Genomic DNA, 24,588 nt, shown 5'->3' with positions numbered 1-24,588 from the left:
AACCGAGGAACCGGAACGCCGGCCCGGCGCGGATCGCCGCGTCCGGCCTGGTCAAGGGCATCGGCGGTGGCGAGCGGCGGCCTCGGCGCGGTGCCGACGCCGCGAGCGACCGGATCGCCCTCAGGCGAGCAGGATGCCGTGCTCGACAGCATCGGAGAGCACCCCGTCCAGCGAGAGGCGGACCACCTCGAACCGCCGGGACACCTCCCGGGACAGTTCCAGTTCGACCTCGCGCAGCGCGCGCTGCGCCCAGGCGCGGGCGGCGTTGGCATCGTGGTTGCCGGGGCTGCGCCAGTGCTGCCAGCAGCCGCCCGAGAGGGCCACGGCCACCGGCGGGAGCACCTCCACGCGCGCCACGCCCGGGTAGCTCGCCAGTGCGTCGGTCGCGCCGGCCCCCGTCAGCCCCGCCACGCCGCCGGTGCTGGTGACGAGCAGCACGCGGTCCAGCTCGTGCTCGCCCCGGTGCTCCGTCAGGCCCCAGCGCACCGGGGCGCAGAGGCGCCGCCGGACGCCCGCCGGCAGCGGCGCGCCGAAGACGCGCCCGGCGGCCTCCTCCAGGAGCCCGCGCACCGCCTCGTCGCACTGTGCGGTGGCCAGCAGCGACAGCGCCTCCATCTCTCGGTCGAGCAGCTGCGGCAGGCCGGCGCAGCCGACCCCGAAGACGATCTCCTGCACCACGCGGAGGTGGATGTTCGCCACCTCCAGGGCGAGGTGCTGACGGATGCGCCGGGAGGAGGACCGGGCCTGCCGGTCGAGCTGCTCCGACCAGCCGCCCGGGTCGGCCACCACCGGCACCCGGCCGTGCGCCCCGGGCAGCACCGGCGGTTCGGCACTCGCCCGTCGCAGCCCCTCGTCGGCGGCCCAGCCGACCAGGGCCCGGCGCAGGTCCGCCCCGTCACCCGCGGCGTCGAGCGGGAACCAGCGGGCGTCGGCGAGCCCGGGAACGGCGGCCAGCAGGGCCGCCCGGTGCGCCTCGACGGTGACCGCGACCGGGTCCACCGGTGCGGGAGCCGACCCGACGGACGCCCCCGTGCCCTCCGTCGTCGCCGCGCCCTCCGGCACCGGGGCCCAGCCGCCCGCGCCCGGGGTGACCGCGAAGACGACCCTGACGCCGGCGCGGGCCAGGTCGGCGAGCAGGTGGAGCTCGACGGCGGTGAAGGCCTGGTCGGCGGCGATCACGAAGAGCACCGCCCCGGACCGGCCCGCCGCGTCGAGCAGCAGCTGACCGCCGGCCACCCCGAGGGCACCGGTGTCCGGCGTGTCGACGAGGCTGAAGTGCCGCAGCAGGGGCTCGGGCAGGCTCAGCTCGACCCGGCGCGGCGGGCGCGCGAGCGCCGGCCCGGCGGCCAGCCGGTCGGCACCGTAGGAGTGGGGCTGGCGGTAGCCGGGCACGTAGGCGGCCCGCGTCGGCACCCGGGAGTGGCGCACCACGAGCCAACTGCCGGCGGGTACGGCGAGCATGGCCGGATCGAGCTGGAGCAGGCGGGCGAGCACCTCGCGCCGCCCCGCGCCGGCCGGGCCGACGCCGATCACGGCCAGCGGCTCCTCCGGGCGGGGCTCGGTCACGCCCAGTCGGACGGGCAGCCGGTCCCGACGGGGCAGCTCTGCGGCTCCGGCCGTGTCGTCGGGCCTGTCGACGGCAGGGAGAGGACCGGGTTTCATCGAAAGCGGCCTCCCGTGGCAGGCGACCGGCAGCGGCCGGCCGCATGGAATCGTCCGGTGTCGGCACCCGGATGCCGGAAGAGTACGGGCGACCAGGTCCCCGAACCGAACACTTCGAATACTCAGGGGTAACTATGAGACTACTCAACTTCGGTGCGTGACGATGTGCACGCGGACGGATTCCGGTCGATATGCTGCCCCGATGAGTCGGTGGGGATTCGTCGGCCGAACGGATGAGCTCAACCGTCTGCTGTCGGCGGTGACCGGCGCGGAGGGGCGGGGCATCTTCTTCAGCGGCAACGCGGGCATCGGCAAGAGCCGACTGCTGCGCGAGGGGATGGCGGCCCTCCCCCGCGACGGGTACGCCGTCTGGTCGATCGCGGCCAGCGCCACCACCGCCGCGCTCCCCTTCGGCGGCCTCGTCCAGGTGCTCCCGACCGAGCAGCCGCAGGGCCTCTCCCCCGCCGGCATCCTGCGGTGGGCGGTGGACGTGCTGCAACAGCAGGCGGCCGGCCGCCGGATCGTGCTCGCGGTCGACGACGCGCACCTGCTCGACCCGCCGTCGGCGGCGCTGGTGCACCTGGTGGCCCGGTCCGACAACGCCACGGTCGTCGGCACGTCGCGCGACGGCGAGCAGCTCCCGCTGCCGATCCGGGCCCTGTGGACCGACGGCCTGGTCGAGCACGTCGAGCTGAAGCCGCTGCCGCCGGCCGAGACCACGCGGCTGCTCTCCGAGATCCTGGAGGGACCGGTCGACGCCACCTCCGCCGACCGGCTCGGCCGGCTCTCCGAGGGCAACCCGCTGCTGCTGCGCGAGCTGGTGTTCGCCGCCGACCGCGGGGAGCTGACCCGCACGTACGGGATCTGGAAGTGGACCGGCCGGCTGGAGCTGGCGCCCAACCTGACCGACCTGATCGACGTCCGGATCGGCCAGCTCACCCCGGGCGTACGCGGGGTGGTGGAGCTGGTCGCCTTCGGCGAACCGCTCGGCCTGCACCTGCTCAACCAGGCCGCCGACCCGGTGGACGTGGAGACCGCCGAGGAACGCGGGCTGATCGCCGTGGAACACGACGACCGCCGGGCGAACGTGCGGCTGGCCCACCCGCTCTACGGCGAGGTGATGCGCCGCCGCTGCCCCGTCAGCCGGACGCGACGGTTGCAGGCCCGCCTCGCCGAGCTGCTGGAGCTGGTCGGCAAGCGGCGCCGCGACGACCTGCTCCGGGTGGCCGTCTGGCGGCTCGACTCGGGCACCGCGCAGGATCCGGCCCTGCTGCTCGACGCGGCCCGGCAGGCGTTCGCCCGCTACGACGTACCGCTGGCGACCCGACTGGCCCGCGCGGCGCTCGACACGGGCGGCGGCTTCGACGCGGCGGAGCTGCTGGCCACCATCCTGATGTTCGCCGACCGGCCGGACGAGGCGATCGGGGTGCTCGACGCGGTCTCCGGCGACATCGAGGGCGACCGGCGGCTGAGCCGCTGGCTGACGGTGCGGGGCATGGTCAGTTACTGGGGCCTGAGCCGGGAGTCCACCGTGGAGGAGATCGCCGCCCGCCGGTCGACCCTGACGGACTCCGCCGACCAGGCCCGGGTGCTGGCCTTCGAGGGCATCATGCGGCTGCACCGGCTGGACACCGGCATCGCGTTGCGGCTGGGGCAGACGGTGCTGGACCGGCCGGCCGCGAGCGTCGCCGCCCGGGAGCTGGCCCGCAGCACGATCGCCCACCTGCAGGCCGCGCAGGGGCGGCTGCACCGCAGCGCCACCGCGATCAACCAGGTGCAGGCCGAGGTGGGTCGGTGGCGGGCGGACATGCCGTACCTGCAACTGGCCCTGGAGCTGGCCCGGGGCACCCGGCTGGCGCTCGCGGGCGACCTGGCCGGCATCGACGCGATCGTGGCCGACGAGTTCGCCGACCTGGCCGGGGCCGGCGACTTCCGGCTCGGCACCGGCTACCTGGCCGTCCTCCAGGCGTACGCGGCCCGGCTGCGCGGCCAGAGCGACGCGGCGCTGCGGACCAGCCTCGGCGCCTGCGCGGTGCTCGCCACCAGCCGGGTCTACGCGGGCCTGGCCCAGGCCGAGCGGGCCCAGGCGGCGGCGCTGCGGGGCGACGCCGCGCAGGCGGCCGAGGCGATGGCGGAGGCCGACCGCACCCACGCCCCGGGCATGGTCGTGCTGTACCCGTGGCTGGAGCAGGCCCGGGGCGCGGTGCTCGCCGCCGGTGGCGACGTGTCCGGCGCCGTCAAGCACCTGAGCGGGCTGGCCGACCGGCTGCGCGCGGACGGCTTCGCCGGCCACGAGGTGCACGTGCTGCACGACCTGGTCCGGCTGGACCAGGCGACGGCGCCGCTCGGCCCAACCTGCTCCGACGGCAGCCGGCGCACCGTCGCGCAGCGGCTCGCCGAGCTCTCCGAACGGGTCGACGGGGTGCTGCCCCCGCTGCTCGCCCGGCACGCCCGGGCCGCCGCGGGCGGATCCGCCGACGAGCTGCTGGCGGTCGCCGACAGCTTCGACGCGCTCGACCTGGCCGTCTACGCGGCGGAGGCCACCGCCACCGCCCTGGACCGGCTGCGCCGGCGGCGGTCCCCGGCGGCGGCCACGGCCCGGGAACGCCTCGCCGCGCTGCTCGGTCGCTGCGACCTGATCCGTACCCCGGCGTTGCAGGCCGGCTCCCCGGCGCTGAGCGAACGCGAGTGGCAGGTGGCCCGGCTCGCCGCCGACGGGGTGACCAGCCGGGTCATCGCCGAGCGGCTCTACCTCTCCGCCCGCACCGTGGAGAACCACCTCCAGCGGATCTACGGCAAGCTCGGCGTCGCCGGCCGGGCCGAGCTGCGGGCCGCCCTGCGGGCGATCCCGGGCCACGACGGCGGCGAGAACGGGTGAACCCTAGGCTGGGGCGGTGAGCACCCTTCGCCCCGCGCTGCTGACCGACCACTACGAGCTGACCATGGTCAGTGCCGCCCTCCGCGACGGCACCGCCGACCGCCGCTGCGTCTTCGAGGTGTTCAGCCGCCGGCTGCCCGCCGGTCGTCGCTACGGCGTGGTCGCCGGCACCGGCCGGCTGATCGAGCTGATCCGCGACTTCCGCTTCGACGCCGACGAGGTCGACTTCCTGCGGCGTACCGGGGTGGTCGACGAGCAGGCCGCCGCCTGGCTGCGCGACTACCGCTTCACGGGTGACATCGAGGGCTACGCCGAGGGCGAGCTGTTCTTCCCCAGCTCGCCGATCCTCACCGTCTCCGGCGGCTTCGCCGAGTGCGTGGTGCTGGAGACGCTCATCCTCTCCGTGCTCAACCACGACAGCGCCGTCGCCGCCGCCGCCGCGCGGATGGTCACCGCCGCCCGCGGGCGGACCCTGATCGAGATGGGCTCCCGGCGCGCGCACGAGGAGGCGGCGGTGGCCGCGGCACGGGCCGCGTACCTGGCCGGGTTCCGGTTCACCTCCAACCTCGCCGCCGGGCGGCGCTACGGCATCCCGACCGCCGGCACGGCCGCGCACGCGTTCACGCTGCTGCACACCGACGAGCGGGCCGCGTTCGCCTCGCAGGTCGCCACGCTGGGCAAGGACACCACGCTGCTGGTCGACACGTACGACATCAGCCAGGGCATCCGCAACGCGATCGCGGTGGCCGGGCCCGACCTGCGGGCCGTACGGATCGACTCGGGCGACCTGGCGGTGATCGCGCAGCAGTCCCGCGAGCTGCTCGACTCGCTGGGCGCCACCGAGACCAAGATCATCGTCTCCGGTGACCTCGACGAGCACGCCATCGCCTCGCTCGCCGCCGAACCGGTCGACATGTACGGCGCGGGCACCGCCGTGGTCACCGGCTCCGGCGCGCCCACCGCCGGGCTGGTCTACAAGCTCGTCGAGGTCGAGGGCCGCCCGGTGGTCAAGCGCTCCGAGCACAAGGCCACCATCGGCGGCCGGAAGGTGGCCGTACGCCGGCACAAGCCGACCGGCACCGCCACCGAGGAGATCGTCGTGCCGCAGGGCGTGCCCGACCCCCGGCCCAACGACCGGCTGCTCCAGCACTCGTTCCTGGCCGGCGGCGAGCCGGTCGAGCGGCCGAGTCTGGACGAGTCGCGGGAGCACCTGCGGCAGTGCCTGATCTCCATCCCCTGGGAGGGGCTGAAGCTCTCCGCCGGCGACCCGGCCATCCCGGTCACGGTCGTCCCGGCCGACTGAAAAGGAGCACCAGTGAGCAACGCGCTGATCATCGTCGACGTGCAGAACGACTTCTGCGAGGGCGGCTCGCTGGCCGTGGGCGGCGGGGCCGGCGTGGCGGCCGGGATCACCCGGCTGCTCGCCGCCGAGCCGGACCGCTGGGACCACGTGGTCGCGACGAAGGACTACCACGTCGACCCGGGCGCCCACTTCGGCGACCCGCCGGACTTCGTGGACTCCTGGCCGCGGCACTGCGTGGTGGGCACCCCCGGCTCGGAGTTCCACCCCGACCTGGCCACGGACCGGGTCGAGGCGATCTTCCACAAGGGCGAGCACGCCGCCGCGTACTCCGGCTTCGAGGGGCACGCCGACGACGGCGAGTGCCTGGCCGACTGGCTGCGCCGGCACGGGGTCGACCGGGTCGACGTGGTCGGGATCGCCACCGACCACTGCGTACGGGCGACCGCCCTGGACGCCGCCCGGGAGGGCTTCGCCACCACCGTCCTGCTGGACCTGACCGCCGGGGTCGCCCCGGGCACCACCGACGTGGCGCTGCGCGCCTTCGAGGGCGCCGGGGTCACCATGCGCGGGGAGCCTGTGGTCAGGGCCGCATGAGGCGGTAATTCGCTGGCGGGTGTCGTACCTCCGGCCGAGGATGTCCGGCGGAGGTACGCACCGACATGAACATGAAGCCTTACCGGGAGGCCCTCGCCCTGCCCGGTCTCCGGTCGCTGCTGCTGGTGTCGGTGCTCGCGCGCGTCCCGCTCACCGCCACCGGGGTGACCCTGACGTTCTACGTCGTGCTCGACCTCGGGCGCGGCTACGGAGCGGCCGGGCTCATCGGCGCGGCGGTCACCGTGGGCGCCGCGATCGGCGGCCCGCTGCTCGGCCGCCTGGTCGACCGGCGCGGCCTGCGGCCGGTGCTCGTGCTGACCGGGACCGCCGAGGCCGTCTTCTGGTCCACCGCGCCGATGCTGCCGTACCCGGTGCTGCTGCCCGCCGCGTTCCTGGCCGGCTCGCTCGCCCTGCCGATCTTCTCGGTCATCCGGCAGTCCATCGCCGCGATGGTGCCGCCGGAGCGCCGCCGCCCCGCCTACGCGCTGGACTCGATGGCGGTGGAGCTGTCGTTCATGGTCGGCCCCGCGCTGACCGTGGCGGCGGTCACCGCCATCTCCGCGCGGACCACGCTCTACCTCGTGGGCGCCGGCATCGTCGCCGCCGGCGTCGCGTTCTGGGTGCTCGACCCGCCCACCCGGGGCGGCGGCGAGCCGGCCGGGCCGCAGGCGAGGGTGCCCCGCCGGTCGTGGCTCACCCCGCGCCTGCTCGCCGTGCTGGCGGTCAGCGCCGCCGGCACGCTGGTGCTCGGCGGCACCGACGTGGCCGTGGTCGCCGTGCTGCGGGAGAGCGGCGACGTCGGGTGGACGGGCGCCGTCCTCGCCGTCTGGGCGGTCGCGTCGCTGGTCGGCGGCTTCGCGTACGGGGCGGTCACCCGCTCCTTCTCGCCGCTGGTCCTGATGGCCGCGCTCAGCCTCTGCACCATCCCGGTCGGGCTGGGCGGGGCGCACTGGTGGCTGCTCTGCCTGGCGCTGCTCCCCGCCGGGGCGCTCTGCGCACCGACCATCGCGGCCACCTCGGACGCGGTCAGCCGGCTGGTCCCCGCCTCCGTACGCGGCGAGGCCATGGGCCTGCACGGCTCGGCGGTCACGGTCGGCATCGCGATCGGCGCGCCCCTCGCGGGCGCCGTCATCGACGTCTCCGCGCCGGCCTGGGGCTTCGCGGTCACCGGGGCGGTCGGGGTGCTGGTGGCGCTGGCCGTGCTCCCGATCGAGCTGCGCCGCCGCCGCACCGCCGCCACCCTCCCGCCCACCCCCGAGCTCGTTTCGGCCTCCGCCACCTGACCGACCGCCCCGGCCCGGCGCGTCCCTGGCGCGGCGGTCCCCTGGCTTCGCGTCCCTCACTTCCGGCGCCCTCCTTGGCCTACGCCGGCCCTGCGGGTCGTCGGGCAGGCATGCGAGATCGGTTGACGCCCGGCCGGCGTCCAAGCGCCACGTGGCCCGGTCTTCCGTCAACCGATCATGAGGTCCGCGCTCAGGCTACGGCTGGGTCACGCCGCCCGGATCGGCGGCGCCGGGTTCCGCTGCGGCGGGGCGTACCTATCGCAACGCCGACGGGCACCGCCCCGGGTGGGGTGGCGCCCGTCGTACGTGGTGGCGGAGCGTCAGCGTCGGTCGGCGTCGCTCGCGGTGTCCTCGCGGTAGCTGGCACCGCCGTCGGACTCGCTGGTCAGCGGCTTGGCGCCGCCCTCCGGCGGGCCGGCCAGGCTCTGGCCGCCGGCCGCCAGCTCGGGGAACTTGAGGTCGAACGCCGGCCGCTCGGAGCGGATCCGCGGCATCCGGTCGAAGTTCCGCAGCGGGGGCGGGGAGCTGGTCGCCCACTCCAGCGAGTTGCCGTGACCCCACGGGTCGTCGACCTCGACCACCGGGCCGGCCTTGTACGACTTCCAGCAGTTCCAGATGAACGGCAGGGTCGAGATGCCGGTGATGAACGCGCCGATGGTGGAGACCATGTTCAGCGTCGTGAAGCCGTCGCCGGGCAGGTAGTCGGCGTACCGGCGCGGCATGCCCTCGTTGCCCAGCCAGTGCTGCACCAGGAACGTGGTGTGGAAGCCGATCATGGTCAGCCAGAAGTGCACCTTGCCCAGCCGCTCGTCGAGCATCCGGCCGAACATCTTCGGGAACCAGAAGTAGATGCCGGCGAAGACGGCGAACACGATCGTGCCGAAGAGCACGTAGTGGAAGTGGGCCACCACGAAGTACGAGTCGTGCAGGTGGAAGTCGATCGGCGGGCTGGCCAGCAGCACGCCGGTGAGACCACCGAAGAGGAAGGTGACCAGGAAGCCGATCGAGAAGAGCATCGGCGTCTCGAAGCTGATCTGGCCGCGCCACATGGTGCCGATCCAGTTGAAGAACTTCATACCGGTCGGCACGGCGATCAGATAGCTCAGGAAGCTGAAGAACGGCAGCAGCACCTGGCCGGTGGAGAACATGTGGTGCGCCCAGACGCTCATCGACAGACCGGCGATGGCGATGGTCGCGGCGACCAGGCCCTTGTAGCCGAAGATCGGCTTACGGGAGAAGACCGGGATGATCTCCGAGATGATGCCGAAGAACGGCAGCGCGATGATGTACACCTCGGGGTGGCCGAAGAACCAGAAGAGGTGCTGGTAGAGCATCGGCCCGCCGGTCGCGGGGTCGTAGACGTGGGCGCCCAGGAGCCGGTCGGCGGCGAGCGCCATCAGCGCGGCGGCCAGCAGCGGGAAGACCAGGATCACCAGGAGACCGGTGACCAGGATGTTCCAGGTGAAGATCGGCATCCGGAACATCGTCATGCCGGGCGCGCGCAGGGTCAGGATCGTGGTGATCACGTTGACCGCGCCCAGGATCGAGCCCAGACCCGAGATGACCAGGCCGACGACCCACAGGTTCGCGCCCACGCCGGGCGAGTGCTCGACGGAGCTCAGCGGCGCGTAGGCGGTCCACCCGAAGTCGGCCGCGCCACCCGGGGTGAGGAAGCCGATCATGGTCATCGAGCCGCCGAAGAGGAACAGCCAGTAGGCGAAGCTGTTCAGCCGGGGGAACGCCACGTCGGGCGCGCCGATCTGCAGCGGCACCACGTAGTTCGCGAAGGCGAACACGATCGGCGTCGCGAAGAACAGCAGCATGATCGTGCCGTGCATGGTGAACAGCTGGTTGTACTGCTCGGGCGACAGGAACTGCAGCCCGGGCCGGGCCAACTCGGCCCGCATGATCAGGGCCATCAGGCCACCGATCATGAAGAACGCGAACGCGGTGACCATGTACATGATCCCGATCTGCTTCGCGTCCGTGGTACGCAGCAGCCGCGCGATGGCCGACCCCTTGACCGGCGCTCGGACCGGCCAGGGCCGGGTCACGACCGGCTTGGGTGCGACGGTGGTCACGAGTGGCCTCCGGTTCTGGGTTGTCCCGCTCGGCACGCGCTGGTATCTGCGGGCCGTCATCCGCAAGGAGGATAGTCCCCGGCAGGTGGCTGCGCCGCGTGGGGTGGTCGGGTAGCCTGCCCCACCCCGGCGCGCGGGGCCCTCGGCCGCCGGCCGCTACAGCGGGCCGAGCAGCAGCCGGTAGTGCTCGCCGAAGATCCGGTCGCCGCGCCCGCGCAGCAGCGGGTCGCGCAGCGCCGGCGGCACGTCCCGGGTCCGGTTGCGGTCGCGGGTCCGGTCCCGCACCCATCGCGTACGCGGGCGTCGACGACTCTCGTACGCCGCCACCGCCGCCTCGACGTCGCCTCCGGCCGCGCGGAGGGACTCGGCGAGCACCACGGCGTCCTCCAGCGCCATCGCCGCGCCCTGGGACAGCGTCGGCGCGGTGGCGTGCGCGGCGTCCCCGACGAGCAGCACCCGCCCCCGGGACCAGCAGCCCAGCTCCACCTCCTCGGTGACCCCGACGTGCACCCCGTCCAGCGCCTCCAGCACGGCGGGCACCGGTCCGCCGTAGTCGCCGAAGAGCTCGCGCAGCCGGGCCGCCGGGTCGGCCGGCGCAGCGGTGCCGGCCTCGTCGGCGTAGCAGTGCAGCCGCCCGGCGCCGATCGGCACGACCAGGAAACCGGCGCGCTGGCCGAGCAGGGCGGTCCACTCGGTGACCGGGGGTCCGTCGCGCACCACGGCGCGGTAGACGACCTGGCCGGCGGGTCGGGGCGGACCGCCGAGCGCGGCCAGGGCCCGGATCGAGGAGCGCGGCCCGTCGGCGCCGACGACGAGGTCGTACTCGGCGACGGTGCCGTCGGCGAAGGTGACGCCGACGGAGTGCGGCAGCAGGTCGACGGTGCGCACCTCGGTGCCGTGCCGGACGGCGCCGCCCGCGCCGGTGAGCAGCACCCGGTGCAGTTCCGTCCGGGGCAGCGCCCGGCACTCGCCGACCCCGGACCAGAGCGCGTCGAGGTCCACCTCGCAGAGCGGCGCCCCGGTCGCGTCGAGGAACCGCTGCCGGTGGATGACGTGCCCGAGCGGGCGTACGGGCCCGTCGAGGTCGAGCCGGCACAGCGCCCGGGCCGCGTTGCCGGGCAGGTAGAGACCGGTCTCGGCGTTCTCGCCCGGGGGCAGCCTCTCGGTGACGTCGGGGCGGTAGCCCGCCATCCGCAGCGCCCGGGCCACGGCCAGGCCGGCGATGCCCGCGCCGACGACGAGGATGCGCAGGGGAGAGCCACCCATGGTGGTGTACGCCTCCGGAGGGGTTCGGCACGCGTTGGAGGCAAGACACTACTCGGCGCAATCGGCACACACCAGAGTCAATCGTCCCAGACGAAACATTCCTCGGCGGCCGTCGCCGCTGCTTCGGTGGATCACCTGCCCGCCGACCGGCCCGGGCGTGACAAACCTCACTTACCTCGCCAATACCCCAGGCCCGTTGCGCTGCGGTTTCAGAGATGTAAATGTGTCGAAGAAGCTGTGGGAGCGCTCCCGACCCCCACCGGCCGACTCCGTCCGGCGTTCCGCGCCGAAGCCGAAGGAGCATCATGAAACGTCCACTCCGGGCCCTCGCGGCAGCCGCGCTGCTCGCCACCGGCTCGATCGTCGCCGTGGCCCTCGGCGGCACCGCCAGCGCCGACACGCAGATCTGCGAGCAGTACGGCTCCACCACCATCCAGGGCCGCTACGTGGTGCAGAACAACCGCTGGGGCACCACCGCCCAGCAGTGCATCAACGTCACCGACAGCGGCTTCGAGATCACCACCCAGAACGGCAGCAACCCGACCAACGGCGCGCCGACCGCGTACCCGTCGGTCTTCCTCGGCTGCCACTACACCAACTGCTCCCCCGGCACCAACCTGCCGATCCAGGTCAGCCAGATCAGCAGCGCCACCAGCAACATCGCCTACCGGTACGTCAGCAACGCGATCTACAACGCCTCGTACGACATCTGGCTGGATCCGTCGCCGAAGCGCGACGGGGTGAACCAGATGGAGATCATGATCTGGCTCAACCGGCAGGGGCCGATCCAGCCCATCGGCTCCCCGGTCGGCACCGCCACCATCGACGGGCGGAGCTGGGAGGTGTGGCGGGGCAGCAACGGCTCGAACAACGTCATCTCGTACCTCGCCCCGTCGGCGATCAGCAGCGCCAACCTCAACCTGCTGGCCTTCATCAACGACACCCGTAACCGGGGCGCGATCACCAACTCCTGGTACCTGACCAGCATCCAGGCCGGCTTCGAGCCGTGGCAGGGCGGCGCCGGGCTGGCCGTGACCTCGTTCAGCGCCGCCGTCAACGGCGGCGGCAACCCGACCACCCCGCCGCCCACCACCCCGCCCCCGACGACTCCCCCGCCGACCACCCCGCCGCCGGGCGGCTCGGGCTGCGCGGTGAAGTACACGCCGAACTCGTGGAACAACGGCTTCACCGCCGACGTGCAGATCACCAACACCGGGTCGAGCACGGTCAACGGCTGGACGCTGGCCTACAACCTGCCCGCCGGGCAGCAGGTGACCAGCGCGTGGAACGCCACGGTGAGCCAGAGCGGGTCGGCGGTGACCGCGCGGAACATCAGCTGGAACGGCTCGCTCGCCCCGGGCGGCACGGCCAGCTTCGGCTACCAGGGCACGCTGAGCGGCGCGTACGCGTCACCGACGAGCTTCGCCCTCAACGGAGTGGCCTGTACGCGCTCCTGAAACGCCGGACGCGACGTCCGCCAGGCCACCCCGGTGCCTGGCGGACGTCGCGCGTGAGAGGGCCGGCCGAGTCAGATCCGGGTGAGCCGGACGGCGTCGGCGACGACGAGGCCGGGGGCCGAGCTCCACCGGCTGACCGCGACCCGGTTGGCGTCCCCGGCCGGCAACGTGAAGGTGCCGAGGGTGCGCCACTGTCCACCGGTGATCCGCTGGTCGACGATGATCGTCCGGTTTCCGGTGGTGGTGGACACGATGTACGGCGTGGCGGAGTTGTAGCCGCTGACGGCCGGCCACCACGCGTCGACCCGGTAGTTCGCGGTCGTTGGAACGTTGAACTTGTACCAGGCGGCGTCGCTGGCGGCGACCGGCTCCGCGAAGCGGTAGTCGGTCCCGTACCGCTGGGCCGAGTACGCCGAGGTGCCCCAGTTGGCGCTGGCGGTGAAGCGTCCGGCGGTGGAGTTGTCCACCACCGCGCTCCACGGGGTGCCGCCGCCCGCCATCTTCGCGGCGACGTCGGCGCGCATCGTGTTCAGGTCGATGAAGGACGGGTCGATCTTGCCGCTGGTGCTCGTCTCGCGGTGGCCCCGGGCGTAGCTGGCGTCCCTGCCCAGCCGCTTGAGCACGGCGGCCGTGGCGGCGATCGACGCGTTGTACTGCGCCGCCGTCATCTCCTGGTTCACGCCGTTGTAGTCGATCTCCCAGCCGATCATCAGCGTGTTGCCGTCGCCGGCGGGGATCGGCCCGCTGCCCCGGCTGACGCCCGCGTGGTTGCAGCGCCCGGCGGAGATGACGTGGAAGACGCCGTGGTAGTCGACCAGCGCCTGGCAGAGCGGGCCGGGCAGGTCGGACCGGCCGTTGATGCAGACGTTGAGCGCCGGGTGCGGGTTGCTGGCGCTGGAGGTGGCGGCGGTGTGGTGCCAGAGCACGCCGATCGGGTCGAACGAGCCGGGACGCATGCGGTTGACCCAGTCGCCGTGGGTGACGACCTGGACGCCCGCCCCCCGCAGGACGTCCACCAGCCAGGGAATGGTGGCCATCAGGACTCCCCGAGCAGGTCGGCGAGGCACTCGGCCTTCGGCGCGGCGAGCGGCGCGGCGCTCGCCGTGGCGGGCTTGGCGGCTACGGCCACCGCGGTGGCCACCAGGGCCGACATGCCCAGCACCCCGCGTCGGGGGAGGCGGGCGGGTCGTGACGCGTTCATGGCGCTCCTTCAGACAAGGGCGGAGGGGTTCCGGCTCATCGATGAACTGGTGAGGCGCACGGTATATCGTCACGAGCATCTATGTCGATACCCTTCATCGCCCCTATTCAGGCTGAAGGAATTTGGCAACGACGGACCCCGGACCGGGGCCCGGTCCGGGGTCCGCGAAGGGGTCCGTCAGGGGTTGCCGAGGGCGTCGATGTCGCGCATCTCCTCGGCGGTCAGCGAGAAGCGGAAGATGTCGGCGTTGACGCGGATCCGCTCCGGGGTCACCGACTTGGGGATGACCACGATCTCGTGGTCGACGTGCCAGCGGAGCACCACCTGGGCCGGGGAGACGTCGTGCGCGGCGGCGATGCGGGTCAGCACCGGGTGGGCGAGGTCGCTGGTCTTGAACGGGCTGTAACCCTCCAGCACCACTCCCCGGTCCCGGTGCTCCTTGTGCCGCTGCCGGTCGTACAACGAGGGGCTCCACCGGATCTGGTTGACGGCCGGGTTCTCCTCGGTCGCCTGGATCAGCTCGTCGATCTGGCCGGTGCCGTAGTTGCTCACCCCCACCGCGCGCGCGAGCCCCTCGTCCCGGGCGGCGAGCATCTCGCGCCAGACGGGGATGTTGTCCGCGGGGTTCGTCGGCGGCCAGTGGATCAGCCACAGGTCGACGTGGTCGGTGCCGAGCGCGGTCAGGCTGGCCTCGATCGTCTCCCGCTCCCGTCCGACCCGGTCCGGCGGCAGCTTGGTGGTGACGAAGACGTCCTCGCGGCGCAGCCCGCTCTCCCGGACCGCCCGGCCGACCTCCTCCTCGTTGCCGTACATCGTGGCGGTGTCGACGTGGCGGTAGCCGGCGTCGAGCGCGGCGAGCACCGCGTCGTACCCGGCCTGGCCGGTGGCCTGCCAGGTACCGAAGCCGAGCAGGGGCATCCGCACCTCGCCCGGGAGCGCAACGGTGGGCTGGTCCTCGTGGTCCATGCCGCGGTCTACCCGTGATGACCCGCGACATGCCCACCGGACCGGACACGCGGGCGGCCGGCGGTCCGGCGCGGATTGCCGGAGAATGCGGATGTGGCTGACCCGCTGGAGGAGTACCGGCGCAGACGGGACGCGGCGCGCACCCCGGAGCCGGTGCCGAAGCGACCCCCGGGGAGGAAGCGGCCCGCCGACGGCACGGCCCGGTTCGTCATCCAGCAGCACCACGCCCGGAGCCTGCACTGGGACCTGCGCCTGGAGCACGAGGGGGTGCTGGCCTCCTGGGCGGTGCCGCGCGGGCTGCCCCGCGACACCGGCCGCAACCACCTCGCCGTGCACACCGAGGACCACCCGATGGAATACCTCGACTTCCACGGCGAGATCCCGGCCGGCGAGTACGGCGGCGGGCGGATGACCGTCCACGACCGGGGCACCTACCGCTGCGAGAAGTGGCGCGACGACGAGGTGGTCGTGGTGCTCGACGGCGAGCGCACCTCGGGGCGGTACGTCCTCTTCGCCACCGGCGGCCGGAGCGGGCGGGACTGGATGGTCCGGCGCACCGACCCGCCGCCGGTGGGCTGGACGAGCATGCCGGAGCTGGTCCGCCCGATGAGCCCCACCCGCGCGGCGAGGTTGCCGGCGGACGAGGCTCAGTGGGGCTACGAGCTGCGCTGGGACGGGGTGCGCGCGGTCGCGTACGTCTCGGGTGGTCGGCTGCGGCTGCTCGCGGAGGACGACGAGGACGTCTCCGGGACGTACCCCTGGTTGCGGGAGCTGGCCGAGGAGCTGGCACCCACGGAGGCCGTGCTGGACGGCGTCCTGGTCCGCATCGACCGCGCCGGCCGGGTGCGCCCGGCGCGCGGCGGACGCCGGACCCCCGACGCCCAGTACCTGATCTTCGATCTGCTCTGGATGGAGGGCGTGAGCAGCCTCGACCTGCCGTACGCGCAGCGCCGGGAGCTGCTCGACGGTCTGGCGCTCGCCGGCCCGCACTGGCAGACTCCGCCGTGGTTCCCCGGTGCCGGCCGGGAGGCGCTGCGGACCGGCCGGGAGCAGGGGCTGCCCGGGGTGGTGGCGAAGCGCCTGGACTCGGCCTACGAGCCGGGCGGGCGCAGCCGCCGCTGGCTGAGCATCGACGCCGGCCGAGACACGAGCTGAGACGGCGAGGAGCATCGTGTACCTGACGCACCTGGAGTGCCCGCGCTGCGGGCGGGAGCACGACGCCGGCAAGCTGACCAACCTCTGCGACTGCGGATCGCCGCTGCTGGCCCGCTACGACCTGGCGGCGGTGGCGAAGGTGCTCACCCCGGAACGGTTCCCCCTGCGCCCGGCCGACCTGTGGCGCTACCGCGAGCTGCTGCCGGTGGCCGACCCCCGGCACGAGACCACGTTGGGCGAGGGCTGGACGCCGCTGCTGCGCACCCCGGCCTACGGCGCGGAGATCGGCATCGCGGACCTGATGGTCAAGGACGAGGGGTTGACCCCCACCGGCTCGTTCAAGGCGCGCGGCGCGGCGGTGGGCGTCAGCCGGGCCCGCGAGCTGGGCGTGACGCGGATCGCCATGCCCACCAACGGCAACGCGGGCGCGGCCTGGGCCACCTACGTCGCGCGGGCCGGGCTGGGCGCGACCATCGTCATGCCGCTGGACGCGCCGGCCGTCTGCCGGCGCGAGTGCGTGGCCGCCGGGGCGGACCTGCGTCTGGTCGACGGACTGATCAGCGACGCCGGGCGGCACGTCGCGGGGCTGGTCGCCGGCTCCGGCGGCGCGATCTTCGACGCCGGCACGCTGCGGGAGCCGTACCGGCTCGAGGGCAAGAAGACGATGGGGTACGAGATCGTCGAGCAGCTCGGCTGGCAGGTGCCGGACGTCATCATCTACCCCACCGGCGGCGGGGTCGGCCTGATCGGCATTCAGAAGGCGCTGCACGAGCTGCGCGAGCTGGGTTGGATCGAGGACAAGCTGCCCCGCCTGGTCGCGGTGCAGTCGACGGGCTGCGCGCCGATCGTCCGCGCCTTCGCCGCCGGTGAGCAGCGGGCGCGGCCCTGGGCCGACCCGCACACCGTGGCGTTCGGCATCACCGTGCCGGCCCCGCTCGGCGACGAGCTGATCCTCGACGCGCTGCGCGCCAGCGCCGGCACCGCGATCGCCGTCGACGACGCCGAGATCCTGGCCGACCTGCGGGACTTCGCCGCCCGCGAGGGGCTGCTGCTCTGCCCGGAGGGGGCCGCCTGCCTGACCGCCGCCCGGCACCTGCGCGCCGGCGGCTGGATCCGGGCCGGCGAACGCGTGGTGGTGCTCAACACCGGAGCCGGCGTGAAGTACCCGGAGACGGTGGACGTCACCGGCGTGCCGGTGCTGCCCGCCTGACCCGACGCCCCCTCCCCCGCACCGCCGTCAGTCCGTGCCGGGGTCGGTCAGCCGCCAGGCGGCGCTGACCAGGCCGATGTGCGACAGCGCCTGCGGGGTGTTGCCGAGCTGCGCGCCGGAGCGCGGGTCGATCTGCTCGCTGAACAGGCCGATGTCGTTGGCGTGCCCGAGCAGCCGCTCGAAGAGCGCCTCGGCCCGGCCCAGCTCACCGGCCATGACCAGGCACTCCACGAGCCAGAACGAGCAGGGCAGGAAGCCCGCCGGGTCGGTGTCCCAGCGACGGACGAGTCCCTCGCCGGCACCCAGCCCGCGCTCGACCGCCTCGATGGTGGCGCGCATCCGCGGGTCGGTCGCCGGCAGGAACCCCACCAGCGGCAGCAGCAGCACGGAGGCGTCCAGTTCCGGCGAGCCGAACGCGCCGCCGAACGCGCCGGTCCGCTCGTGCCAGCCGTCGCGCAGCACTGCGGCCCGGATCTCGTCGCGGATCGTCGCCCACCGCCGGGGGTCGGCCCGGTCGCCGAGCCGGGGCGCGAGCCGCACCGCCCGGTCCAGCGCCACCCAGCAGAGCACCTTCGACGTGAGGTAGTGCCGGTCGGTGTCCCGGGTCTCCCAGATCCCCCGGTCGGGCAGGTGCCAGGTGGCGGCCACCTGCTCGGCCAGGCCGAGCACCATCTCGCGCAGTTCCGTGTCGAACGCCTCCCCCAGGTGGTCGCGCAACTGCCAGACCGCCGAGAGCACCTCGCCCGGCACGTCGAGCTGGCGCTGCCGCCAGGCGTCGTTGCCGACCCGCACCGGCAGGCTGCCGCCGTAGCCGAGCAGGTGGGCGGACTCGTGCTCGGATACGTCCCGCTCCCCCTCCAGGCCGAAGAGCACCGGCACGGGGGCGGGGCCGACCCGGCCGATCGAGCGGGCCGCCCAGGCGAAGAGCCGGGACGCCTCGGCCGGGCAGGCGGCCACCCAGAGGGCGCGCAGCGTCATGGCGAAGTCGCGCAGCCACGAGTAGCGGTAGTCGTAGTTGCGGTCGCCGCCGATCCGCTCCGGCAGCGACGTGGTCAGGGCCGCGGCCACCGCGCCGCTGCGGGCGTACGTGAGGCCGGTGAGCACGGTCGCGCTGTGCCGGACCTGCTCCGGGTAGCGGCCGTCGTAGTGGTGCGACTCGCGGTAGGCCTGCCACGCCTGCACCGTCTCGGCGAGCGCGGCGACCGGCTCCAGCCGGGCCGGCGCCGTCCCGTACGACTGCCCGTACGCCACGTCGAAGCCGACCACCTGCCCGGCGGAGACCTCGAACTCCTGCCGGATCCGGTCCCGGTCCACGTGCGGCGGGATCCCGCCGGCGTGCAGGGTCAGCACCACCGGGCCGGCCGCGGCCAGCACCCCGCCGTCGGGCTGCTCGTGCAGGTACGGGGTGAGCAGGCCGTACTGCGGGCGGGGGCGGAAGTCGAGCGACATCCGCACCCGCCCGGCCAGTCCCTCCACGACCCGTAGCAGCACCGCCGGGGAGTTCATCCCCAGCTGGTGGCCACGGGCGCCGACCTCGGCGGCGAGCGCGTCGGTGACCGCGACACTCCCCTCCGGCGTGTGGTGCACGGTGCGCAGCACCAGCGTGTCGGCCACGTACGACCGCTCGACCCGGTGCCCGGGAAGCCCGGTGGCGGTGGGCGCCAGCCGCCAGTGACCGGCCTCCGTGTCGAGGAGGCGGCCGAAGACCGACGGGGAGTCGAACCGGTCCGGGCACCACCAGTCGATCGAGCCGTCCCGACCGACCAGGGCGCCCGAACGGCAGTCGGAGAGGAACCCGTAGTCGGAGATCGCCAGTTGGTCCACCCGCTGCGGGTACCCCGTTCCGACCGCCTCAGGCGGTGCCGACGGTCAGGAGGTGGGCGGCTCGTCCTCGCCGGCGGCCTCGGCGGCGTCGGCCTCCTCCTTGGTCCGGTGCACCGCCTGGTCGGCGTGCTCCGGCGGGCCGTAGACCGTGTAGAGCACCAGCGGGTTGGGGCCGGTGTTGACGAAGTTGTGCTTCGTGCCGGCCGGCACCACCACCAGGTCGCCCTGCACGACCTCGCGCTTCTCCCCCGCCACCTGGGCCTCGCCCGTACCGCTGACGAAGGTCAGGATCTGGTCGATGTCCTCGTGGACCTCCTCGCCGATCTCGCCACCCGGCGGAATCGTCATGATCACCAGCTGGGTGTGCTCACCGGTCCACAGCACCCGCCGGAAATCCGGGCTCTTCTCGGCGACGGTCGCGATAGTGAAATGCTCCATGCCGACGCACATACCCGCTGCGGCCCGACGCCACGCCGGGACTCGCAGATGGTGGAATTCGCCACTCCTGCGGGGTTTCGATCCCCGGTGGACGGGGATCGAGTGAGTAGCCGGCGCACGGTGGCCGGTCGAGCCAGGTCCCCGCCGGCGTACCGCCGTACGGCTGCGGTGGTGGGAGACGGCCAGAGCGCGGCGACGTTCCGATCCCCGGGATCCGAACGGCGCCGCGCGCTCGTTCCCCGGCTCAGTCGTCGTCCTCGGCCGCCACCGGCTCCAGGCCCACACAACGCAGCTTCAGCTCGAACTCCCCGGACGGGCCGGCGAAGGCGACCTCCACGTCGTCGTCCGGCCCCGGCTCCGCGTCCGCGACCCGGTAGCCCGGCGCGGGCGTCCAGGAGACCAGCCGCACCCCGTCCGGCCCGCACTCGGCCACCGCGCTGCCACCCGTCGTGGCGAAGGCCCGACGTGCTCCCACCGGGGCCGGAGCGGTCGCTCCCGGCGACGACGGCCCGCCGGTCCCGCTCGCCGACGGCGACGACGGCCCGCCGGCCCCGGGGGCGGTGGGCCCGGGCGAGGCCAGGGCACGCTCGATCTCCTCCTGGCTGAGCACTCCGCCCGGGGTACCGGCGATGCTCTCCCCCACCCACCGGATCGCGGCCACCCCGATCAGGGTGGCGACGGCGGCGGTGGCCAGCCACCCGGCGACGGCGAGGAACGAACGGCGGCGCATGCCCCGAGTCTCCCCGATCCCAGGTTGGGACGAGCCCCGCACGGGGCTAAGGGAGGGTTAACGTCCGGGCCGGCGCGTCGGGTGGCGGCTAGCCTGCCACCTGTGGCCCGCCTGCTGCTCATCGAGGACGACCTGACGATCCGTACGCCGCTGCTGCGGGCACTGCGCGAACGGGGGCACGCGGTGGCCGCCGCCTCGACGGCGATGACCGGCCTGCGCGACGCGCTGGACGACCGGCCCGACCTGGTGGTGCTGGACCTGGGACTGCCCGATCTGGACGGCCGCGAGCTGCTGCGGATGCTCCGCGCGGTCAGCGCCGTGCCGGTCATCGTCGCCACCGCCCGCGACGACGAGACCGAGATCGTCCGGGTGCTCGACGCCGGGGCGGACGACTACGTGGTGAAGCCGTTCACGGCCGCGCAGCTCGACGCGCGGATCCGGGCGGTGCTCCGGCGCGGGACCGGGTCCGCCCCGGAGGAGGACCCGGCGCTGGTGGTGGGCGGGCTGCGGGTCGACCCGCGGTCGCGGCAGGTCACCCTGGACGGTGCGCCCGTCGAGCTGACCCCGCGCGAGTTCGACCTGCTGCACCACCTCGCGGGCCGGCCCGGCCAGGTGGTCACCAAGCGGGAGCTGCTCGCCGAGGTGTGGCGGGTCCCGTACGGCGGCGCCGACAAGACCGTGGACGTGCACCTGTCCTGGCTGCGGCGCAAGCTCGGGGAGAGCGCGCAGGCGCCCCGCTACCTGCACACCGTACGGGGCGTGGGGGTCCGGCTCGAGGCGCCGGGGAGCGCCGGATGAGGGCCCGGCTGGCGCTGCTGGTCGCCGCGGTCAGCGTGCTCACCCTGGTCGCCTTCCTGGTGCCGCTGGCGCTGCTGGTGCGTACCGTCGCGGCCGACCGGGCCACCGTGCGGGCCACGGCCGACGCGCAGAGCCTCGTCACCGTCGTCGGCACCGCCGACCCCGCGACGATCCGGCTGACCGTCGACCAGCTGGCCATGGAGTCCGCGCGGCCGGTCACGGTGTTCCTGCCCGACGACACGGTCCTCGGCGCCCCCGCCCCCCGTACGGCCGCCGTGGCGCTGGCCGCCCGGGGGCAGAGCCTCACCGCCGAGTCCGGGCGGGGTCGGGAGGTGGTGATCGCGGTGCAGGGCCGGCCGGACGGCACCGCCGTGATCCGGACGGTGGTCCCGCCCGCCGAGCTGACCGCCGGGGTGACCCGGTCCTGGCTGGTCCTGGCCCTGCTCGGCGTGCTGCTGGTGCTGATCGGGCTGGCCGTCGCCGACCGGCTGGCCCGCACCCTGGTCCGGCCGATCGGTGAGCTCTCCGCGGTGTCGCACCGGCTGGCGAACGCGGAGCTGGCCGCGCGCGTCACGCCCGCCGGCCCGCGCGAGCTGCGTGAGGTGGCCGGCGCCCTCAACCACCTCGCCGGCCGGATCCAGGTGCTGCTGGTGCAGGAGCGGGAGGAGGTCGCCGACCTCTCGCACCGCCTGCGCACCCCGCTGACGGCGCTCCGCCTGGAGGCCGAGTCGCTGCGCGACCCGGAGGACGCGGCCCGGGTGACCGCGGCCGTGGACGGGCTGGAGCGGGCGGTCACCGGCCTGATTCGACAGGCCCGTTGGCGGGTGCCGACGGCCGGGGCGGCCAGCGCCGACGCGGCGGCCGTGGTGGCCGAGCGCGTGGCGTTCTGGTCGGTGCTGGCCGAGGACACCGGGCGGGCCGTGACGCTCGACCTGGCGCCGGGACCGCTGCCGGTGGGCGTGCCCGCCGACGAGCTGGCGGCGGCGGTGGACGCCCTGCTCGGCAACGTCTTCGCGCACACCCCCGACGGCACCGCGTTCGCCGTCCGGCTGGTGGCGGCGGAGGCGGGCCGGGCGGCGCTGACCGTGGCGGACGAGGGGCCGGGGATGCCGCCCGGCACGATCGACCGGGGCGCGAGCACCGCCGGCTCGACCGGCCTGGGCCTGGACATCGCCCGCCGCGCCGCCCAGTCCAGCGGTGGCCGCCTCACCCTGCACACCGCGCCCTCCGGGGGCGCCGAGGTACGCCTCGAACTCGGCCCGCCCCCGTCCTGACCCGTCCTCCGGCCGCGCCCGGACGGGCTTAACCCGGCCTTAGCGTTCGGGCAGCGTGGCGCTATCCGGACCGGCGCGATCCTGGGAACCAGCAACCGAGGAAGGGTGAACGAGATGAAGCGCAAGTCCCTGATGCTGGCGTCGCTCGGCGGCGCGGCCGTGCTGGCCGTGACCGGCGCGACCTTCGGCGTCGCGGCGGCCGACAACGGCGCGGCCCGGGCGACCACCCTGGCCGCCGCCACCACCGCCCCGACGGCCCCGGCCACGCCGGGCACCCCGGGCGGCACCGGGAGCAGCGCCCCGGCGACGAGCGGCGCGCCGACCACCGGCGGCACCCCGGCCCCGTCGGGCAGTGGTGCGCCGGCCACCGGCGACGACGCGGTGACCGAGCAGCGGGCCGGCGAGATCGCGCTGGCCCGGGCGGGCGGCGGCAAGATCGTCGAGGTCGAGCGCGAGGACGAGGACGGCCGCGCCGTGTGGAGCGTCGAGATCGTGGCCGGGCAGACCGAGCACGAGATCGACGTCGACCGGGGCGACGGCACGGTGGTCAAGGCCGAGCAGGAGCCGGTCGACGACGATGACGACGACGACCGGGACGATGACGATGACTCGGACGACGACGACGGCGACGACGACTGATCCGTTGCCGCTACCGCCGCCGTCCCGCCGTGTGCGGGACGGCGGCGTCGTCGTTGCGGGCACGCGGGACGGCGGCGACGCCGTTGCGGGAACGCGGCGGGCGTGCCCGGCCCGGGTCGCGGCAGACCGGCACCGTCCCCGGCGAACTGTCGTCGCCGACGGGTGCCGCACGCCCCGGCGGGCGGGACGGGCCGGTCGGGCCCTGTGACCGACACCGATGTCTGGCTACATTGGGGTATGGTGCCCGCCCACCGGGGCCGGGCGGCGGAACCGGTCTACCGCCCCATCCTCGCCAACCGGCGGGGTGAGCTGGAGGCGCTCGGTCATCTCGACGACGTCGTCGCCCCCCTGCTCGCCCCGGTCCTCCAGGTGTCCGTCCTCGACCGGTTCACGCTGGACGTGCTCCGTCGGCTGCCCGACGGGCTGCTCACGGCCGTCGACGTCACCGGCCTGCCCGACGCCCCGGAGGCCGAACTGGTCCGCTGGGACGTACCGCTGGTGCCGGTGATCGGGCTCGCGGACAGTGACCGGCGCCTGATGGCGCACGGTGCCGCGGCCCGGGCCCACGCCCAGCGGGCGGTCGTCCGGCTGCGGGTGGGCCACGACCGGGCCGGTCCGGACGCGGCCACGGCGGCGGCGGAGCGGGTCTGGCGGTTCACCGGCCTGGTACCCGAGCAGTGCGACCTGCTCCTCGACGCGGGCGACGTGTGCTGCCGGGCCGACGTACGGGTGGCCGAGCCCCGGGTCCGCCGGCTGCTGGAGTGGGCCCGCCGGCACGCCTGGTGCTCCGTGAGCGTGGCGGCGGGCGGGATGCCCCCGGCGGTGTCCGCCCTGCCCACCGACGAACCGGTGCGCCTCGACCGCTGGGACTGGCAGCTCTGGCAGCGGCTGGCCGACCTCGGCGTCGGGTACGGCGACTACGGCGTCGGGTCCGCGGTGCCCGGCGCCGACCGGTCGGGCGACCGGCTGCCCACCGTCCGGTACACCACCGACGGCGCCTGGTGGGTGTACCGCTGGTCGCGGCGGGGCGGACGCGGCGACGACCGGTTCGCGGACCTGTGCCGCACCGTGGTCTCGGCGCCGCACTGGCCGGCCACGGGCGCGGCCTTCTCCTGGGGTGACCACGAGATCCTGCGGCGTGCCCGCCGGGGCGCCGGCGCCGGGTCCGCCAGCAACTGGGCGGCGTGGAGCACATCGCACCACCTGGCGCACGTGCTGGCCGCGCTGCCGCACCCGGGGCGGGAGTCCCGGCCGGGGCCGTGGCGATCCGATCAGGCGCCGCCGGAGCGGGGCCGACCCGCCCGACCGCACCGCAACGGGGAGACCCGCCGGGCCGGCTGAGCGCCTCCCCGCCGGGCACCGGTGGGGAGGCGCCCCGCCGTCACTGCTTCTCGGTGAACCCGAACTGCACGATGCCCTCGTCGTCGACGCTCGCGTCCACCGACGCGTCGCCGAGCAGCTCGGCGGCGTCGGAGTCCAGGAAGATGCGGGCGCCCTGGTTGTCCACCACGTGGTCGCCCTCGGCCGGTTCGGCGACCAGTTCGACGGTGAGCGAACCCGCGTCGGTGTCGGCGGCGATCCGCACTCCGCCGTCCTCGGCGACGTCCTGCTGGTTGGCGAGGTCTCGGATGACCAGCACGGCGTTGTCGGTCATGGTGAGCATGGCGGAACTCCTCGTGGATTCTCGGATTCGCGGTGCGGGACCGGGGTTCGGCCCGCGGGCGAGCACACGTGGGAGGCGATGGAAGGGCGACACGCACATCGCCGTCGCGCTTCGGGGCAGCTCAGGGCCCCTCCACGGCCTACGTTGCCCTCTGTCGGGGGATCCG

The 24,588-nt window shown here is 74.5% G+C and carries 21 protein-coding genes; 11 read left to right on the top strand and 10 right to left on the bottom strand.

Going from position 1 to position 24,588, the window contains the following annotated elements; translation table 11 throughout:
• Window positions 1-120: 120 nt before the first annotated feature.
• Complete coding sequence (locus tag ACFHW0_RS14935) at window positions 121-1,566, bottom strand: hypothetical protein (RefSeq protein WP_416608018.1); 1,446 nt, start codon at window positions 1,564-1,566, stop codon at window positions 121-123.
• Between the two features lie 298 nt (window positions 1,567-1,864).
• Between ACFHW0_RS14935 and ACFHW0_RS14930 the strand changes: the two genes are divergently transcribed.
• From ACFHW0_RS14930 to ACFHW0_RS14915, 4 genes are all read left to right on the top strand, one after another.
• A complete protein-coding gene (locus ACFHW0_RS14930) occupies window positions 1,865-4,540 on the top strand; it encodes a LuxR C-terminal-related transcriptional regulator (protein ID WP_416608015.1) in 2,676 nt (891 codons plus the stop codon).
• A 16-nt stretch (window positions 4,541-4,556) separates the two neighbouring features.
• A complete protein-coding gene (locus tag ACFHW0_RS14925) occupies window positions 4,557-5,843 on the top strand; it encodes a nicotinate phosphoribosyltransferase (protein ID WP_416608012.1) in 1,287 nt (428 codons plus the stop codon).
• 12 nt (window positions 5,844-5,855) lie between these two features.
• Window positions 5,856-6,437 carry an isochorismatase family protein gene (locus ACFHW0_RS14920; RefSeq protein ID WP_416608009.1) on the top strand — a complete coding sequence of 194 codons (582 nt, stop codon included), beginning with the start codon at window positions 5,856-5,858 and terminating at the stop codon, window positions 6,435-6,437.
• A 65-nt stretch (window positions 6,438-6,502) separates the two neighbouring features.
• Window positions 6,503-7,720 carry an MFS transporter gene (locus ACFHW0_RS14915; protein ID WP_416608006.1) on the top strand — a complete coding sequence of 406 codons (1,218 nt, stop codon included), beginning with the start codon at window positions 6,503-6,505 and terminating at the stop codon, window positions 7,718-7,720.
• Between the two features lie 320 nt (window positions 7,721-8,040).
• Here ACFHW0_RS14915 and ctaD read toward each other — a convergent pair whose 3' ends face one another.
• Window positions 8,041-9,801, bottom strand: a complete 1,761-nt coding sequence (gene ctaD, locus ACFHW0_RS14910) for a cytochrome c oxidase subunit I (RefSeq protein WP_416608003.1) — start codon at window positions 9,799-9,801, stop codon at window positions 8,041-8,043.
• Between the two features lie 156 nt (window positions 9,802-9,957).
• Entirely contained in the window at window positions 9,958-11,067 is a 1,110-nt protein-coding gene (locus ACFHW0_RS14905; RefSeq protein WP_416608000.1) for an FAD-dependent monooxygenase, read from the bottom strand.
• Between the two features lie 305 nt (window positions 11,068-11,372).
• Between ACFHW0_RS14905 and ACFHW0_RS14900 the strand changes: the two genes are divergently transcribed.
• Window positions 11,373-12,524: a GH12 family glycosyl hydrolase domain-containing protein gene (locus ACFHW0_RS14900; RefSeq protein WP_416607997.1), complete on the top strand. Its 1,152-nt coding sequence runs from the start codon at window positions 11,373-11,375 to the stop codon at window positions 12,522-12,524.
• A gap of 71 nt (window positions 12,525-12,595) precedes the next feature.
• On the opposite strand, the gene ACFHW0_RS14895 is transcribed toward ACFHW0_RS14900, so the two are convergent.
• The 3 genes from ACFHW0_RS14895 to ACFHW0_RS14885 all read right to left on the bottom strand — a co-directional run bounded on the left by ACFHW0_RS14895 (window position 12,596) and on the right by ACFHW0_RS14885 (window position 14,691).
• The gene (locus tag ACFHW0_RS14895) at window positions 12,596-13,561 is read right to left on the bottom strand and encodes an N-acetylmuramoyl-L-alanine amidase (RefSeq protein ID WP_416607994.1); all 966 of its coding nucleotides are present in this window, start codon (window positions 13,559-13,561) and stop codon (window positions 12,596-12,598) included.
• Window positions 13,561-13,725: a hypothetical protein gene (locus ACFHW0_RS14890; RefSeq protein WP_165947736.1), complete on the bottom strand. Its 165-nt coding sequence runs from the start codon at window positions 13,723-13,725 to the stop codon at window positions 13,561-13,563. Before ACFHW0_RS14890 ends, ACFHW0_RS14895 begins: the two co-directional genes overlap by 1 nt.
• A 177-nt stretch (window positions 13,726-13,902) precedes the next feature.
• Entirely contained in the window at window positions 13,903-14,691 is a 789-nt protein-coding gene (locus ACFHW0_RS14885) for an aldo/keto reductase (RefSeq protein ID WP_416607990.1), read from the bottom strand.
• A 93-nt stretch (window positions 14,692-14,784) separates the two neighbouring features.
• On the opposite strand from ACFHW0_RS14885, the gene ACFHW0_RS14880 reads away from it, so the two are divergent.
• Both ACFHW0_RS14880 and ACFHW0_RS14875 read left to right on the top strand, forming a co-directional pair.
• Window positions 14,785-15,846 carry a DNA polymerase ligase N-terminal domain-containing protein gene (locus tag ACFHW0_RS14880; protein ID WP_416607987.1) on the top strand — a complete coding sequence of 354 codons (1,062 nt, stop codon included), beginning with the start codon at window positions 14,785-14,787 and terminating at the stop codon, window positions 15,844-15,846.
• 16 nt (window positions 15,847-15,862) lie between these two features.
• The gene (locus ACFHW0_RS14875) at window positions 15,863-17,056 is read left to right on the top strand and encodes a threonine synthase (protein WP_416607984.1); all 1,194 of its coding nucleotides are present in this window, start codon (window positions 15,863-15,865) and stop codon (window positions 17,054-17,056) included.
• Window positions 17,057-17,083: 27 nt separating this feature from the next.
• Here ACFHW0_RS14875 and ACFHW0_RS14870 read toward each other — a convergent pair whose 3' ends face one another.
• The 3 genes from ACFHW0_RS14870 to ACFHW0_RS14860 all read right to left on the bottom strand — a co-directional run bounded on the left by ACFHW0_RS14870 (window position 17,084) and on the right by ACFHW0_RS14860 (window position 20,048).
• On the bottom strand, window positions 17,084-18,880 hold the full coding sequence (locus tag ACFHW0_RS14870; protein WP_416607981.1) for a glycoside hydrolase family 15 protein: 1,797 nt from the start codon (window positions 18,878-18,880) through the stop codon (window positions 17,084-17,086).
• Window positions 18,881-18,925: 45 nt separating this feature from the next.
• On the bottom strand, window positions 18,926-19,318 hold the full coding sequence (locus ACFHW0_RS14865) for a cupin domain-containing protein (RefSeq protein WP_121399025.1): 393 nt from the start codon (window positions 19,316-19,318) through the stop codon (window positions 18,926-18,928).
• A 244-nt stretch (window positions 19,319-19,562) separates the two neighbouring features.
• The gene (locus tag ACFHW0_RS14860) at window positions 19,563-20,048 is read right to left on the bottom strand and encodes a septum formation initiator (RefSeq protein ID WP_416607977.1); all 486 of its coding nucleotides are present in this window, start codon (window positions 20,046-20,048) and stop codon (window positions 19,563-19,565) included.
• Window positions 20,049-20,150: 102 nt separating this feature from the next.
• Between ACFHW0_RS14860 and ACFHW0_RS14855 the strand changes: the two genes are divergently transcribed.
• The 4 genes from ACFHW0_RS14855 to ACFHW0_RS14840 all read left to right on the top strand — a co-directional run bounded on the left by ACFHW0_RS14855 (window position 20,151) and on the right by ACFHW0_RS14840 (window position 24,100).
• Window positions 20,151-20,846 (top strand): response regulator transcription factor, encoded by a 696-nt coding sequence (locus tag ACFHW0_RS14855; RefSeq protein ID WP_121396357.1) that lies wholly within the window; start codon window positions 20,151-20,153, stop codon window positions 20,844-20,846.
• On the top strand, window positions 20,843-22,120 hold the full coding sequence (locus tag ACFHW0_RS14850) for an ATP-binding protein (RefSeq protein WP_416607974.1): 1,278 nt from the start codon (window positions 20,843-20,845) through the stop codon (window positions 22,118-22,120). The genes ACFHW0_RS14855 and ACFHW0_RS14850 overlap by 4 nt, the downstream gene beginning before the upstream one ends.
• A 114-nt stretch (window positions 22,121-22,234) precedes the next feature.
• A complete protein-coding gene (locus ACFHW0_RS14845) occupies window positions 22,235-22,759 on the top strand; it encodes a PepSY domain-containing protein (RefSeq protein ID WP_416607971.1) in 525 nt (174 codons plus the stop codon).
• Between the two features lie 237 nt (window positions 22,760-22,996).
• Window positions 22,997-24,100: a beta family protein gene (locus tag ACFHW0_RS14840; protein WP_416607968.1), complete on the top strand. Its 1,104-nt coding sequence runs from the start codon at window positions 22,997-22,999 to the stop codon at window positions 24,098-24,100.
• A gap of 40 nt (window positions 24,101-24,140) precedes the next feature.
• On the opposite strand, the gene ACFHW0_RS14835 is transcribed toward ACFHW0_RS14840, so the two are convergent.
• The gene (locus ACFHW0_RS14835) at window positions 24,141-24,422 is read right to left on the bottom strand and encodes an adhesin (protein WP_366640510.1); all 282 of its coding nucleotides are present in this window, start codon (window positions 24,420-24,422) and stop codon (window positions 24,141-24,143) included.
• Between the last annotated feature and the right edge of the window lie 166 nt (window positions 24,423-24,588).

The sequence above is a fragment of the Micromonospora sp. LOL_025 genome (genome assembly GCF_048060285.1).
Classification (GTDB): Bacteria; Actinomycetota; Actinomycetes; order Mycobacteriales; family Micromonosporaceae; genus Micromonospora.
This window is presented reverse-complemented; position numbering and strand designations above follow the sequence as displayed.